Raw genomic sequence first — 13,628 nt, forward strand, 5'->3', positions numbered from 1 at the left:
TTATTACATTTTATTTGTAAGTATTTACATATACTTTGTCTTAGTGTACTATTTAACTAGTACACTAAGACAGAAGGAGGGAAGAAATGAAAATCGAATTTTCTCCAAATACACCAATTTATATTCAGGTAATGGAATACATAAAGAAAGAAATTGTAACAGGTCATTTATTGCCTGGCGATAAAATTCCATCTGTACGTGAATTAGCGAGTGAATTACAAGTAAATCCAAATACGATTCAACGTACATTTCAAGAGTTAGAACGGGATGGAGTTGTTGTAACACGTAGAGGAATGGGACGATATGTAACGAATGAAGGGGAGAAAATTATGGAGCTGCGCAAAGAGATGGCGAAAGAATTACTTCATTCTTTTATAGATGGAATGGACAATTTAGGTTTTTCAGAAGAAGAAATTTTTTCAATTCTTCGTTCTTCATTAAATGAGAAAAAGGAGGAGAGTGAATGACGAAGCTGCTAAAAATAGAAAATTTATGGAAGAGATACGGGTTAAAAGCAGTGGTCCGTGAATTAAACATAGAGATTACTGAAGGGAAAATTATAGGGCTTGTTGGAGATAATGGGAGCGGGAAAACGACGTTATTGAAAATGATTGCAGGCTTGCAGCACCCTTCTGAAGGTAGTATTACAATAGATGGTAAAAAGGTAGGATTAGAGACGAAAGAAATCGTTTCATTTATGTCCGATAAGCCTGTCTTTGATGATTGGATGACTGTAAAAGACGCTTTATTTTTCTATCGAGATTTTTATAAAGACTTCGATATTCAAAAAGCTGTAGATACGATCGCCGAATTTAAAATACCGTTAGAAGAAAGAATTGCAGCATTATCAAAAGGTATGGTTGAAAAACTTCAAATTATTTTAACGTTTTCTCGAAAAGCGAAGTTATACGTGCTAGATGAACCGCTGGGCGGGATTGATCTCGTTTCTAGAGAACACGTATTGGAACTTATTTTACAGTTTTATCGCGAAGATTGTACCATTTTAATTGCAACACATTTAATCGGAGAAGTTGAAAATATTTTTGATGAAGTAATCTTTTTAAAAGATGGTGAGAGTATACTTCACGAAAATGTAGAGGAGTTACGTTTCCAGCGAGGAAAAGCCGTTACGGATGTGTTTAAGGAGGTGTTTAGTAGATGAAGTCGAGCTTAATATATATGTACAATATGAATAAAAAGCAGATTGTTATTTTGTTGTTGTCATTTATATTTGTTGTGGCTGTTGCCTTTGTATGTATGGGCAATTATATTAAGAAGGAATCGGGAGAAATAAGCCAAACAATCATAATTATGTTAGTTATATTTATATATATAATTTTTGTAGTAATGATATTCATTCAAGCGATGTCTGCTTTCGGAAAAATGATTGAGAGCACATTATTTCGATTAACACCGACATCAGGTAGAAAAATTGTTTTAGCGATATTGTTATTTGCTTTTATCTATTTAGCTATTTTTGAACTTTTAGGTACAATATTCTTATATAGTATCTCTATTAAATTAATAAAAGGTACTGAAATGTATGAAGCGTTTATTGGTTTAACTCAAAAACCGTTGCAACAAATAGTATCTTCAGTTTTGTTTGTATTTAATTTGGTTAGTGAGTTACTTATTTTACTTTTTGTAACAGCGAGTGTGAAGGTATTTTCTCTTAAGAAGAAAAGTGAATACGGTGTTATCTTTGCTTTGTTTTTTACATTAAGTAAAGCAATGAGCATGATATACGCAACATTAGGTAAGCTCGTACCTAGAGGTTATTTTATGGATAAATTATTATATATAGATGAATCGTTTTATGGCGGGGTTTATTTATATCCCGAAAAATTTATGAATTTATATAGTTTTAGTTTTTCTATAGGAATATTTATTCTACTTGTTTATATAACAGGTCGCATAATCGATAAAAGACTAGAAGTCTAAAGGAGGAATCGGCATTGGGAAATGTAGTAGTAAAATTAGAAAATGTCCGAAAAAGGATAGGTAGAACAGAAATTATTCGTGGATTATCATTTGAGGTTCGCGAAGGAGAAGTATACGGATTCCTTGGACCGAACGGTAGTGGTAAGACGACGACAATTCGTATGATGACAGGTCTTATTTCTATGACAGAAGGCGATATTACAATTTGTGGTCATAGTATTCGCACGGAGCGTGAAAAGGCGTTAGAGCAAATTGGAGCGATTGTAGAAAATCCAGAATTATATGATTACATGACTGGTATGCAAAACTTAAAGCATTTTGCGAACATGGCAATTACACCTATTAGTAAAGAGCGTATCAATGAAATTGTAAAACTTGTTGAATTAGAGCATGCAATTCATAAAAAGGTGAAAACATATTCACTTGGTATGAAACAACGTTTAGGAATTGCACAGGCATTACTTCATCAACCGAAAATTTTAATTTTAGATGAGCCGACAAATGGATTAGATCCAGCTGGTATTCGCCAAATTCGTGATTATTTACAGCGTTTAGCGAAAGAAGAAAATATTGCAGTAATCGTATCAAGCCACTTATTAAGTGAAATTGAATTAATGTGTGACCGCGTCGTTATTATTAAACAAGGTGAGTTTGTACAAGAGTACAACTTACATGAACAAGCGAAACATGACGAGACAGTAGTTGTAGCGTTTGAAGTAGATGAAGTTCAGAAAGCGAATGAAATCATTAAAGGTAAGGCACAAGGAAATGTAATCGTGGCATCTGTAACAAAAGAGAGCATTCCACAACTTGTAAAAAAACTTGTGAATGACGATGTGCTTGTTTATGGCGTTACTGTTCAAAATAAAACGTTAGAGGATGAGTTCTTAGCGATTACTGGGGGAGTGAAAGCGTAATGTTTAAATTAGTTCAAAATGAATTTTTGAAGTTACATGCGAAAAAAGGGATGTATATTTTAATCGGTGTGATTGCCTTATTGGAGATTTTAGGAGCTGTAGTAATGGTAAAATGGGGTGAAGCCGGTAGTTTGAGTGGATCTTACTTAGATTTTGTAATAGATTTTGTAAGTTCAGGTGTCGGCCTAATTATATTATTTGCCACGATTTTTGGAATTACAACAGCTTCTCGTACAATTACGGATGAATTTCAAAAAGGAACAATTAAACAATTACTAATTCGTCCAAGAAAACGAATTACAGTTTTATTTTCTAAATATATTACGGTGTTATTAACGATGTTATTTATTGTACTTGCTAGTACGTTAATTGCCATGATTATTGGTGGGATTGTAATGGACAATAGTAAAACAGAGTTAACGTTAGCGATTCTATTAAAAACAATTGTATATCAACTTGTATCACCATTTTTCTTTGCAACACTTGCCTTTTTCTTAGCAAATGTATTTAGAAAATCCGTATTGCCATTAATTATTACGTTGTTCTTATATTTCTTGCAAGGAGCAATTAAGATGATGCTTATGATGCTTGCAAAGGGCACCGCAAAATTTGTTGTGTTGTTCCACTTAAATTTAAATGCTTATGACGGCAATAAATTAATTAATCGTGGTTCAGAACCACCATTTACAGAATTTACGTTTACAACCTCATTATTACTTGTAGTTGCATATTTTGCTGTATTACTTGTAGCATCAAGTGTATTATTCCAAAAACGTGACGTATTATAATAAAAGTAATCCCCGCTTGTAAAAACGGGGATTTTTATTACATAACTTTCTCCTAGTTTTCAATTTGAAGAACAGCGATCTGGTATATTAAATAAATTGATTACTATATATTTTTAAGAGATATGTTATTCGAAAGTTTTTGAGAAAAATAGGAAGAATTTCAACTATATTCATATTATAATTTAGTTATCCTGCCATTTGTAGGAGAGGGGTTTTCTATAAAACATTAATTAAAGTTTTATTTTAACTATCTTTGGAGGTGTTCAATATTGCAATATGCATTTTCACGCATAAGGTTACGTAGCTTTTTTGGATGGATGATTATAGGGTTGTTCCTTACGATGATCCCGTTAGGTCTATCAAATGTTTCTGATAATACGGTAGAGGTTATTTCACAAATAACTGTATTTTTTGTATTTCCGTTATTTTGGTTATACGTAAAAACAAATAAAAATAATGTTATGTTTCAAAGTTTTTTTGATAAGCCAGGACGTTTACCGTGGGGATTAATTTTATTAGCGACGATAATGGGAATGATTTTTTCAGTTGGTATATCCCATATTCAATTTTACATATTAGCACATACGTTACCTAATTTCTTAGTGAGTGTGTTAGAAGACGGAAATGTTATTAATACGAGTAACATATATATGACAATATTTACTTTCATTTCAGCATGTGTATTAGCGCCTATTATGGAAGAAGTTATTTTTAGAGGCTTCTTTTTACAGAGAATGGCTTATAAATGGGGGATTAAACGAGCTGTAATTATATCTTCACTTATTTTTGGTTTAGGACATTTTGATGTCATCGGTGCTTTCATGTTTGGTGTTATTATGTGCCTTTTATACATAAAGACGAAAAATATATGGACGAATATCGCTGTGCATGCATTAAATAATTTGATTGCAACAAGTATGCAATTTGTAGGGGGAGAGGGAAGTGATGCAATCTCGATTACGGAATTGCAGGCACAAAGTAATTTATGGATCGGCATTGGCCTTGCGATTGTCGGGTTACTTTGGCTAATCCCTTACATTTGGAAACAATGGCGTATAGTAAAAGAAGTTGGTGTGCCACCGATTCGCTTCATAAATGAAGAAAAAGTAGTGAACGCATCAGAAGAAAATGAAATATATAGCCAAGTGATTGTAACGGATAGATTGATGGCTGTAGAATTACCAGATGAAGTAGTAAATAAGCTCCGGTTAGAGGAAAATGACTATGTAACAGTATCTGTAGAAGAAGATAAAATTGTTATAAAAAAGGCGCATGATAGGTAATTAAAAAACATCTCTCCTGTATAAAAGGAGAGATGTTTTTTAATTCGTAATAATCTCTACACGAAAATTATTACCGTTCTTTACATATTTAATATCTGTAACGATACGGACTGTTTTTAAAATCTCCACTTTTTCACCAATTCGAGGGATGGTCGGAACATTGTCCCAAATACCAAGCAAGTCATCTAATTGTGCCGTTTTTTCATAAAACCAGATTTTCAATGTAAAGCCCCTTTCTCGAACTTTATGTATTTTAATACATAATATATCATTTTTATTCTTTTTGTAAGGGGTTTTTCATCTTTTTATGAATAAAGATCAATTAACTTTCTGGGAAGATATGTTCAATGTCCGGAGTAAGAGATACTTCTGATAATACGATATGAGAAACTGTCGTTGCGTATGAAGAAACATCATTGATAAATTCTTCAAGTTCAACGAGTGAAGGAACAGAAATTTTTACGATGTAGCATAAGCTTCCTGTTACTCGATAACAAAAACTTGCAGATGGATAAGACTGGATAAATTGTTGCATACGTGTTGTATCACCATTTTTTAAAGTGATTTCTAAAATACAATCTAAAACAAGTCCTGCTTTTTTATAATCAATATCGATTGTGTATTTTTGAATAATGCCTTCACTTTCAAGTTTACGAACACGTTCTGTAGTAGACGGAGCAGATAAGTTTACTCGTTTTGCTAATTCGCGCATGGAAAGGCGACTATCATTATATAATTCATTTAAAATTTTTCGATCAACACGGTCTAGTTGCATTTGTAAATATACCTCCAGTAAAATGATAATTTTTGTAAAGAAAAAATATGAATTAAGATTCATATGAAATGTAAAGTGAACTTCGTTTATTTTACAATAAAATAGAAGGAAATAGGAGGGGAAATGATGGAGAGAATTTCATTATCAAATGTAGGAGATACAAAGTTTCAAAAGTTATTAGGTCATAATCCAGATATATTAAATTCATGGAGCACGTTAGAGGATACGCTGTATCATAAAGGGACTCTTTCGGCAGAGCTGAAGGAGCAAGTGAGAAGAACATTAGCTTATGGGAATGAATGTCCGTACTGCATGGCAAAGGGAAGACCTGATGAGATGCAAAAGGTAGAAGAAATTAGTGTAGCAGTTACTTTTGCGCATACATTTGTTCACGATAAAAAGGCGATAGATGATACTATGTTTCGTGTATTAAAACAATATTGGACGGAAAAAGAAATTGTAGAGCTGTGCGCTTATATTTGTTTTATTACTGCATCACAACAACTTGGTTTTCTGTTTCAATTACAACCAAATTAAGGAGAAAATGATGACGAATCGAATAGCACTTATCATAATTGATGTACAAAAGGCGTTTCAATTACCATACTGGGGCGAGAGAAATAACCTTTTGGCTGAAGAAAATATGAGAAGTTTGTTAGAAGAATGGAGAAAAAGGAAACTACCAGTTTTTCATATTCAACATGTAAATAAAGAAAATGTTCAGTCGATGTTTTATCAACAAGCAGAAACAGTAAACTTTAAAGAAGAAGTGAAACCACTGTCAGGTGAAGTAGTTATTCAAAAATCTGTTAATAGCGCGTTCATTGGAACAAATTTAGAAGAACAATTAAGAGAGCGAAAATGTAATACGGTAGTGATTGTAGGATTAACAACAAATCATTGTGTAGAGACTACAACAAGGATGGCAAGTAATTTAGGGTTTACAACGTATTTAGTGAGCGATGCGACGGCTACTTTTAATCGTACAGGTCCAGACGGGACAGAGTATAGTGCAGAGGCTATTCATAATATGACACTTGTAAATTTACATGAAGAATTTGCTACGATTGTGACGACAAAAGAAGTATTAAAATTATTTCGAGAAAATAATTGCGGAATTATGTAGAAAAAAATAAGAATATTTCGTATAATCTAAGTATAATCATTTTGAAAATAGGGGTGGCATCATATGGAGCAAATTCCAGTAAAGAAAATAGAAAAAGTACTCGTTTTAGCAGGGGATGATAAACAAAAGCAAAAGGAATTTTATGAATTGCTTTTAACAACGGAGTTTTATGTTGCTGGCTCGGTAGAAGCAGAAGACGGGGCAACGGAAGGAACACTTCGTTTGCGTCATTTCCAAGGAGAAGGAAGATGGATTGTTCCGTTCTTTACACAATTGGAATTTGTAAAAGATGTGTTACCAGAAGGTACACCCCTTGTTACGATACGTGGAAAAGAATTATTTGGTAGCATCGAGAAAGATGCAACAGCTGTATTAAACGTTGGTACTGATATAAGTAAAACATTTATTCCAGAAGAAATTGCCGATATCGCATCTGGACGAATTTTTAATTATTATAAGTAAAAGGAAAAGCTTAATTGCTCTTCCTTTTTAATTTGAACATGGAGTGGCTACGCCGGGAGAAATAGAGAGTGTTTTATTATTTGTATTTATTGTCGCTGTAGCTCCAAGTGGAATACCGATATTTGGACTTATATGTCCAATCGGTAAACCGAATAGTACAGGTATATTATATGGCGTGAAATATTCATATAATATTGCTTGCAACGATTGGGATGGTTTGGAAGGAGTACAGTCGTGGCAACTTGAAAAAATAACACCGCTGCATTCATTAAACTGTCCAGATAAAAGTAGTTGATTTAACATACGATCAATGCGATACGGTTCTTCCCCGATATCTTCAAGCAATAAAAGTTTATTGGTTGTATTTACTTCATAAGGTGAGCCGATTATACTCGTTAACACAGCTAAATTCCCTCCAATTAATGTGCCTGTAACTGTACATGGTGAGCTAGGTACGATACATTCTGATGCAGATAAGATAGATGAATACGGGTGGAAGAGCTGATTGAAAGAAGATAAAGAGAGAGAATCTATACCTTTTCCTATTTCTTCAATCATTGGACCATGAAACGTAACAAGCTTTGCATAACGTGAAAAAGCAGTATGTAAAGCTGTAATATCGCTATATCCCCAAAAGATTTTAGGATTTTGTTGAATAATTTCATATTGAATGTGGGGGAGGAGACGAGCACTTCCGTAACCACCTCGTGCACAGAAAATTGCCTTTACTTCATTGTTTGTAAAGGCTTCATGTATATCATCAAGACGAATTTGGTCACTTCCAGCTAAATATCCATACTTCTCATAAACGCTCTTCCCAATTATTACGGATAACCCCATCTCTTGTAATACGTTCACACCTTTTAATACATTCTCAAGTGTTGGCGGGCCAGATGGTGCAATAATCATTACTGTATCACCTTTTTTTAACGCATTTGGATAAATCATTGTTCTCAGCCTCCTTCTCTTTCAATATATTCGCTTCATATGAAGTTCAAACCTTGTAAAAGAAGGGGAAAGCTTGTCAAATAAAGAAGATATAAGGGGGATAGGAGGGAAAATGATGTTTACAAGTCGAGTAATAGACATATTGCAAATTAAGTATCCCATCATTCAAGCAGGTATGGCAGGTGCGATTACAACGCCAGAACTTGTTGCAGCTGTAAGTAATAGCGGAGGACTAGGGACGCTTGGAGCAGGCTATATGAGCCCAGAACAAATTCGTGAAGCGATTTATAAAATAAGGCAGTTAACGAATCAGCCTTTCGGTGTTAATTTACTTTTAACGAAAGAGATACAAATAGAAGAAGAGAAGGTAAACGAGGCGAAAGTCTTACTTAGTGGAGTGAATAGAGAGTTAGGTATAGAGGAGGAAAAGACTTTAAAGCTTCCCAAAAGCTATAAAGAACAATTACAAGTGCTATTAGAAGAAAAGGTACCGGTCGTTAGCTTTGCATTTCAAACGTTAGAAAAAGAAGAAATAAATGATTTAAAAAGAAGCGGAATAAAAGTTATTGGAACAGCTACTCATGTAGCAGAAGCGAAAGAACTGGCCGAGTTAGGGGTAGATATTATCGCCGGACAAGGTAGCGAGGCAGGAGGGCATAGAGGAACGTTTATCGGTAAAGAACAAGATGCTATGATTGGTACGTTTGCATTAATACCGCAGTTAGTCGCAGCAGTTCCGCACATCCCGATTGTCGCAGCAGGTGGTGTAATGAACGGACAAGGGCTTGTTGCGGCATTTGTGTTAGGGGCAGAAGCTGTTCAAATGGGATCAGCCTTTTTAACGAGTAAAGAAAGTATTACACATAATGCATATAAAGAGGCCGTATTACAAAGTACAGATACGAGTACAACTGTAACCCGTGCGTTTTCCGGGAAATATGCACGGGGTATTCGTAATGAATTTATAGAGAAACATGAAGGAAAAGAAGAAGGGCTTCCGATGTATCCAGTGCAAAACGTATTAACTTCTAAAATACGTCAAGAAGCAGCGAAGCAAAATAAAGGCGAATACATGTCGCTTTGGGCGGGACAAGCATCGTCATTAGCACGAATAGAATCAGCTCAGCACGTAGTGGAGCGGGTCATGAAAGAAGCGGAGAATGTAATCGAACAATTACAAAATGTATATAGAAAAAGACCACTTGAGTAATTCAAGCGGTCTTTTTATTAGTTTGCTTTATAAAATTGCTGGATCGCTTCGTCGATGTAAACCCAGCCTTTCCAACCTAAGTGCATATGATCTTTTAAGAAGTATTTATCATACTCATGATTTGAGAAGTCGGCAATTGGATAACCAGCTTTCTCGATTTGCTCATGAACTTTCTTATAGTACGCTTCGCGTCGCTCTTTCGGGAATCCAGCATAATCGTACCAAGGACCTTTTACAGGAACAGAAATGAAGAGTGGTTTTGCACCAGATTGTTTTAATAAATCAAGTACAAGTTGTAAGTCTTCATATTCTGGTGATTGGTCATAAGCCTCATTTTTTAAGTAGCCTTCACGCTGCTTTAATTTTTTCTTAATTTTGTTATTGAAGTAACCATCTTCAATACCGTATTCGTTAGACACTGATTCTGCTGCACCTGTTTGATCCGCATGTTTACGAGCTTCTTCCCAGTTCATTTGTTTTAATGAAGGGTCAAGTTTTTCTTTATACGGTTTAATATCAAACATTGCTGTAAATAAATCTTTACGATCTAAAATGTTACGATAAATATAAGCAAAAGGTTTAGCAGCAAGTGCTTTTACTTTATGTTTCGTATCATTATAAGCGATACCTTCAAGCGAAGTTTTTAATAAAGTTTCTTTCTTAACAATCTCAAAGTTTAATAAACGCTGTGCAATTTGTTTTTTCATTTCAGGTTTTAAATCATTGTTGAAAATGAAGTGGTAACCTTGTTGTTTTGAAAAGTTAGGTGCAAAGTGTGTTTCATCAATACCTTGTGGTACAAACCATTGCGGTGAAAGAACGAATACCATTTTCTTATCTTTCAATTGATCCATTGTAGATGCGAAGTTTAATACATGTACAAAGTCTTGTGTTCCGCCGCGTCCAAGAAGGAATGGTGTGAACCCTTCAGGTTTTACTTTGAAATAATTCGATGGATGAAAAGCATCCATACGTGCGAATTCCGACGAACCGTACATCGGAAGATATTTTGGATCTGCTAACATCTTTTGCTGTAAAATCATACTTTGAATTTTTTCTTCTTTTAAAGAAGTTGCAGCTTGTTCTACCTTCTCATCACTTACAAGTGGAAGTAGGAAGCGCGTTGGAATAAGTAAGAATACAGCAAAAAGGGCCAATGCTAAAAGCATCGGACCAAATTTTGCTTTTTTCATCGGATTTCTTCCAACTTCTTAATGATCATGTTTGGTGTAGCCCACTCGTCACGGTCAAAATCAGAAATAGAAACTTCGATATCTAAACGCTCTTGGAATTCTACTAATAAAGATACTGTAGCGAAAGAATCAAGAATACCTTCTTCAAATAATTGAACATCTAAATTTTCTTTCACAATATCGTTTTCACATACTTCTTCTAAAATATCTAATACTTGTTCTTTAAATTCTGCCATTTTTAAAATCTCCTTTATATCCGAAATATATTATATGTGCAACTTCTTAATGGTATAAGAAGGGTGCATTAAAAGTATCTGTTAAGGTGCCCAGAGAAGATTAGGAAACCGAAACATACAAAGTGGAACGTAATTACAATCGCAAGGACATGCATAAATTTATTGTTTGGCCAAAACTTATGCTTTTTGTTTTTTCGTTCGAAAATATCAAACAAAATAAACAAGGCAGTGTGATAAAGACCGTAAATAATGTATTGGAAAATATGTTCACCTAATATATGCCAAATCCCCATGATGAAAAAGTTTAAAAATGCACCGATATAAGAAATCGTATATCGGTTTTTCAGTAATTTTTTCTTCGTTGCGAAAAAGACGAAGCGCATGTAAATAAAGTCACGGAACCAGAATGATAAGCTCATGTGCCAGCGATTCCAGAAGTCTTTAATGTTACGGCTAATAAACGGTTTATTAAAGTTTTCAGGTGTTTTAATCCCCATCATATAACTTACACCGATTACGAACGCGCTATAGCCAGCGAAGTCAAAGAATAAGTATAAACTATAACTATACATATAAATCATATTAGATACGATTGTATCCTTATTAGCGATTACTGCATCTACAAGATGTTTTTGCAGTAAGTAGGCAATGATGAATTTGTAAAGGAAACCTTGGAAAATACGGTTAAGCCCTGTATATAGTAAATTTTGATATTCTTCTGCACTAGGTGGCTTTTGAATATCTTTTTGGAATCGTCGATAACGATCGATAGGTCCAGTTGAGATAGCAGGGAAGAATAAAACAAACTCCCAGAAATTAAAGAATGAAAGTTCTTTAATTAAACCATCACGTATTTCAAATACCATTTGTACTGCCCTAAATGTTACGTAAGACATACCTGCGAAAACAATGAATTTTAAATCATGTACAAACGGTGCGATTTTTGCCAAAATAAGCGGCAAAATTGATAGAATAACGGCCATGCAAAACATGAACGTATTATTATTTTGTTTTCTTAAAGTTAAATAGCCTTTAATAAGGACATATTGCCAAATAATAAATACAGCTAACATTATTGCTTGCTTCGGTTTATCAGAGAAGATAATTGCAAGCATGACTAATGTTAAAACGGCATTATATTTACGCAACATTTTACCTTTTAATCCAGCTATGATAGTAGGTATTAATAAAATGCCCACTATAGCGAAAAAATAAAATGATCCATATGCGGTCATGCTGTAACCTCACTCAATAATTTTTTGCGATCTACCTTTCCATTTGGTGTCATTGGAATAGAAGATTGATACATGAATTTACGTGGAATCATGTAGTTTGGTAATCGCTCATTGAGTTCTTTTTTGATTGCAGATGTTAATTTGAATTCTTTTTCAAACGAATGCTCTCCAGGAACAACAACCGCTAATAAATAATCGTATTTTTCACCTTTTTTAATTGGAACAATAACTGCTCCTTCTACGTAAGAACACGCACGAAGATGATGTTCGATTTCTTCTAATTCCATTCGATAACCATGAAGCTTAATTTGGAAATCAAGACGACCATTATAGAATAGAAGACCATTTTCTACATAGCCAGCATCGCCTGTTTTATAGGCACGCTCACCGTCAATCATAGTAAATGCTTTTTCTGTTAATTCAGGGCTTCCTAAATAGCCAACGCTTACGCTTGGACCGACAATTACGATTTCACCTTTTTCACCATCAGGTGCAAGCGTGCCATCTTCTTTCGTAATAAGAAGGCGACAGTCTGATTTACAATAGCCAACTGGAAGTGATTTGTATTGATTAAGCACTTCTTCGGTAACGTGAATACCTGTCACAGCAACAGTAGCTTCTGTTGGACCGTACGTATTCATAATTGTTGCTTTCGGGAAACGCTCAATTAATTTTCTAGCCACTTCATTTGGTAACACTTCACCGCAGAATAAGAATGTTTTCATGTTTGGTAGCATACTCTCAGAGAAAGATGCTTCCATTAAACACATTTCAGCGAAAGATGGTGTTGAAGTCCATACTTGAATATCCGATTGCTCTAAAGAAGCAAACAAGTCTTTTGGACGTGCAATCATATCTTTATCGATTGCCCAAAGTGTACCACCTGTTACTAATGATGGGTAAATATCCATTACAGATAAATCGAATGAGAAAGGTGCTTGGTTTAAGAATACTTGCCCTGTTTGTAAGTTAAAATCTTCTACAGCCCATTTTGTAAAGCTAACAAGGCAGTTATAAGTAATCTGAACCCCTTTCGGATTACCTGTACTTCCTGATGTGTAAATAATATAGAAGTTCTCATCACCTTTTACCGCATGTTCAGGATTTGGAGTTTTCCCTTTATGAGTAAAGAAAATATCTTTTAAGTTGTCTTCACTTACAATGCGAACTGGTAAATCAGTTACAGATACTTCTGTTCCTGATAAAAGTAATTTCGCACCAGAATTTTCAGCGATACGTTGTACACGATCAGCTGGGATAGATAAATCTACAGGAATGTAAGCATGTCCAGCTTTTACACACCCTAAAAAGTTAATAATCATTTCAGGTTGCATATGACCATACACCATAATTGGTGAACGATCAGCTGGATACTCAGAAGAAATCCAATGTGCTAACGCATCAGAATCTTCCTTTAATTGTTTGTACGTAATTTTCGCATCTCGCCAAACAAAAGCGGTTTGATCAGGCGTTTCTGCAGCCCACTTTTCAATTTGTTCTAATAACTTCATAAC

17 protein-coding genes are annotated in these 13,628 nt (G+C 34.5%); 10 read left to right on the forward strand and 7 right to left on the reverse strand.

Annotated features, from left to right (window positions below; genetic code table 11):
• Positions 1-86 precede the first annotated feature (86 nt).
• The 6 genes from ACQKNR_RS10350 (at position 87) to ACQKNR_RS10375 (ending at position 4,929) form a co-directional block, all read left to right on the forward strand.
• Positions 87-467: a GntR family transcriptional regulator gene (locus ACQKNR_RS10350; protein WP_427317544.1), complete on the forward strand. Its 381-nt coding sequence runs from the start codon at positions 87-89 to the stop codon at positions 465-467.
• Entirely contained in the window at positions 464-1,162 is a 699-nt protein-coding gene (locus ACQKNR_RS10355; RefSeq protein WP_427317546.1) for an ABC transporter ATP-binding protein, read from the forward strand. Before ACQKNR_RS10350 ends, ACQKNR_RS10355 begins: the two co-directional genes overlap by 4 nt.
• Positions 1,159-1,941 carry an ABC transporter permease gene (locus tag ACQKNR_RS10360; protein WP_427317547.1) on the forward strand — a complete coding sequence of 261 codons (783 nt, stop codon included), beginning with the start codon at positions 1,159-1,161 and terminating at the stop codon, positions 1,939-1,941. The genes ACQKNR_RS10355 and ACQKNR_RS10360 overlap by 4 nt, the downstream gene beginning before the upstream one ends.
• A 14-nt stretch (positions 1,942-1,955) precedes the next feature.
• Entirely contained in the window at positions 1,956-2,858 is a 903-nt protein-coding gene (locus tag ACQKNR_RS10365; protein WP_427317549.1) for an ABC transporter ATP-binding protein, read from the forward strand.
• A complete protein-coding gene (locus tag ACQKNR_RS10370; RefSeq protein ID WP_427317551.1) occupies positions 2,858-3,646 on the forward strand; it encodes an ABC transporter permease in 789 nt (262 codons plus the stop codon). The genes ACQKNR_RS10365 and ACQKNR_RS10370 overlap by 1 nt, the downstream gene beginning before the upstream one ends.
• A 269-nt stretch (positions 3,647-3,915) precedes the next feature.
• Positions 3,916-4,929, forward strand: a complete 1,014-nt coding sequence (locus ACQKNR_RS10375; protein ID WP_427317553.1) for a CPBP family glutamic-type intramembrane protease — start codon at positions 3,916-3,918, stop codon at positions 4,927-4,929.
• A 39-nt stretch (positions 4,930-4,968) separates the two neighbouring features.
• Here the strand turns inward: ACQKNR_RS10375 and ACQKNR_RS10380 are convergent, their stop codons facing one another.
• Positions 4,969-5,151 carry a DUF3913 family protein gene (locus tag ACQKNR_RS10380; protein WP_000707104.1) on the reverse strand — a complete coding sequence of 61 codons (183 nt, stop codon included), beginning with the start codon at positions 5,149-5,151 and terminating at the stop codon, positions 4,969-4,971.
• Between the two features lie 100 nt (positions 5,152-5,251).
• Positions 5,252-5,704: an Lrp/AsnC family transcriptional regulator gene (locus ACQKNR_RS10385; protein WP_427317555.1), complete on the reverse strand. Its 453-nt coding sequence runs from the start codon at positions 5,702-5,704 to the stop codon at positions 5,252-5,254.
• A gap of 126 nt (positions 5,705-5,830) precedes the next feature.
• On the opposite strand from ACQKNR_RS10385, the gene ACQKNR_RS10390 reads away from it, so the two are divergent.
• From ACQKNR_RS10390 to ACQKNR_RS10400, 3 genes are all read left to right on the forward strand, one after another.
• On the forward strand, positions 5,831-6,241 hold the full coding sequence (locus tag ACQKNR_RS10390; RefSeq protein ID WP_427317557.1) for a carboxymuconolactone decarboxylase family protein: 411 nt from the start codon (positions 5,831-5,833) through the stop codon (positions 6,239-6,241).
• Positions 6,242-6,251: 10 nt separating this feature from the next.
• Positions 6,252-6,830, forward strand: coding sequence for a cysteine hydrolase family protein (locus ACQKNR_RS10395; protein ID WP_427317559.1), 579 nt, complete (start codon positions 6,252-6,254; stop codon positions 6,828-6,830).
• Positions 6,831-6,893: 63 nt separating this feature from the next.
• Entirely contained in the window at positions 6,894-7,292 is a 399-nt protein-coding gene (locus ACQKNR_RS10400) for an SseB family protein (protein WP_427317561.1), read from the forward strand.
• Between the two features lie 27 nt (positions 7,293-7,319).
• Here the strand turns inward: ACQKNR_RS10400 and ACQKNR_RS10405 are convergent, their stop codons facing one another.
• Positions 7,320-8,240: a S66 peptidase family protein gene (locus tag ACQKNR_RS10405; protein WP_427317563.1), complete on the reverse strand. Its 921-nt coding sequence runs from the start codon at positions 8,238-8,240 to the stop codon at positions 7,320-7,322.
• Positions 8,241-8,355: 115 nt separating this feature from the next.
• On the opposite strand from ACQKNR_RS10405, the gene ACQKNR_RS10410 reads away from it, so the two are divergent.
• Complete coding sequence (locus ACQKNR_RS10410; protein WP_427317565.1) at positions 8,356-9,450, forward strand: NAD(P)H-dependent flavin oxidoreductase; 1,095 nt, start codon at positions 8,356-8,358, stop codon at positions 9,448-9,450.
• Positions 9,451-9,467: 17 nt separating this feature from the next.
• Here the strand turns inward: ACQKNR_RS10410 and dltD are convergent, their stop codons facing one another.
• From dltD to dltA, 4 genes are all read right to left on the reverse strand, one after another.
• A complete protein-coding gene (gene dltD, locus ACQKNR_RS10415) occupies positions 9,468-10,643 on the reverse strand; it encodes a D-alanyl-lipoteichoic acid biosynthesis protein DltD (RefSeq protein WP_427317567.1) in 1,176 nt (391 codons plus the stop codon).
• The gene (dltC, locus tag ACQKNR_RS10420; protein WP_002171029.1) at positions 10,640-10,879 is read right to left on the reverse strand and encodes a D-alanine--poly(phosphoribitol) ligase subunit DltC; all 240 of its coding nucleotides are present in this window, start codon (positions 10,877-10,879) and stop codon (positions 10,640-10,642) included. The genes dltD and dltC overlap by 4 nt, the downstream gene beginning before the upstream one ends.
• 68 nt (positions 10,880-10,947) lie before the next feature.
• Positions 10,948-12,114 (reverse strand): D-alanyl-lipoteichoic acid biosynthesis protein DltB, encoded by a 1,167-nt coding sequence (dltB, locus tag ACQKNR_RS10425; protein ID WP_427317569.1) that lies wholly within the window; start codon positions 12,112-12,114, stop codon positions 10,948-10,950.
• Positions 12,111-13,625, reverse strand: coding sequence for a D-alanine--poly(phosphoribitol) ligase subunit DltA (dltA, locus tag ACQKNR_RS10430; RefSeq protein WP_427317571.1), 1,515 nt, complete (start codon positions 13,623-13,625; stop codon positions 12,111-12,113). The genes dltB and dltA overlap by 4 nt, the downstream gene beginning before the upstream one ends.
• Between the last annotated feature and the right edge of the window lie 3 nt (positions 13,626-13,628).

The organism is Bacillus sp. NPDC094077, from assembly GCF_050279465.1.
GTDB lineage: Bacteria > Bacillota > Bacilli > Bacillales > Bacillaceae_G > Bacillus_A.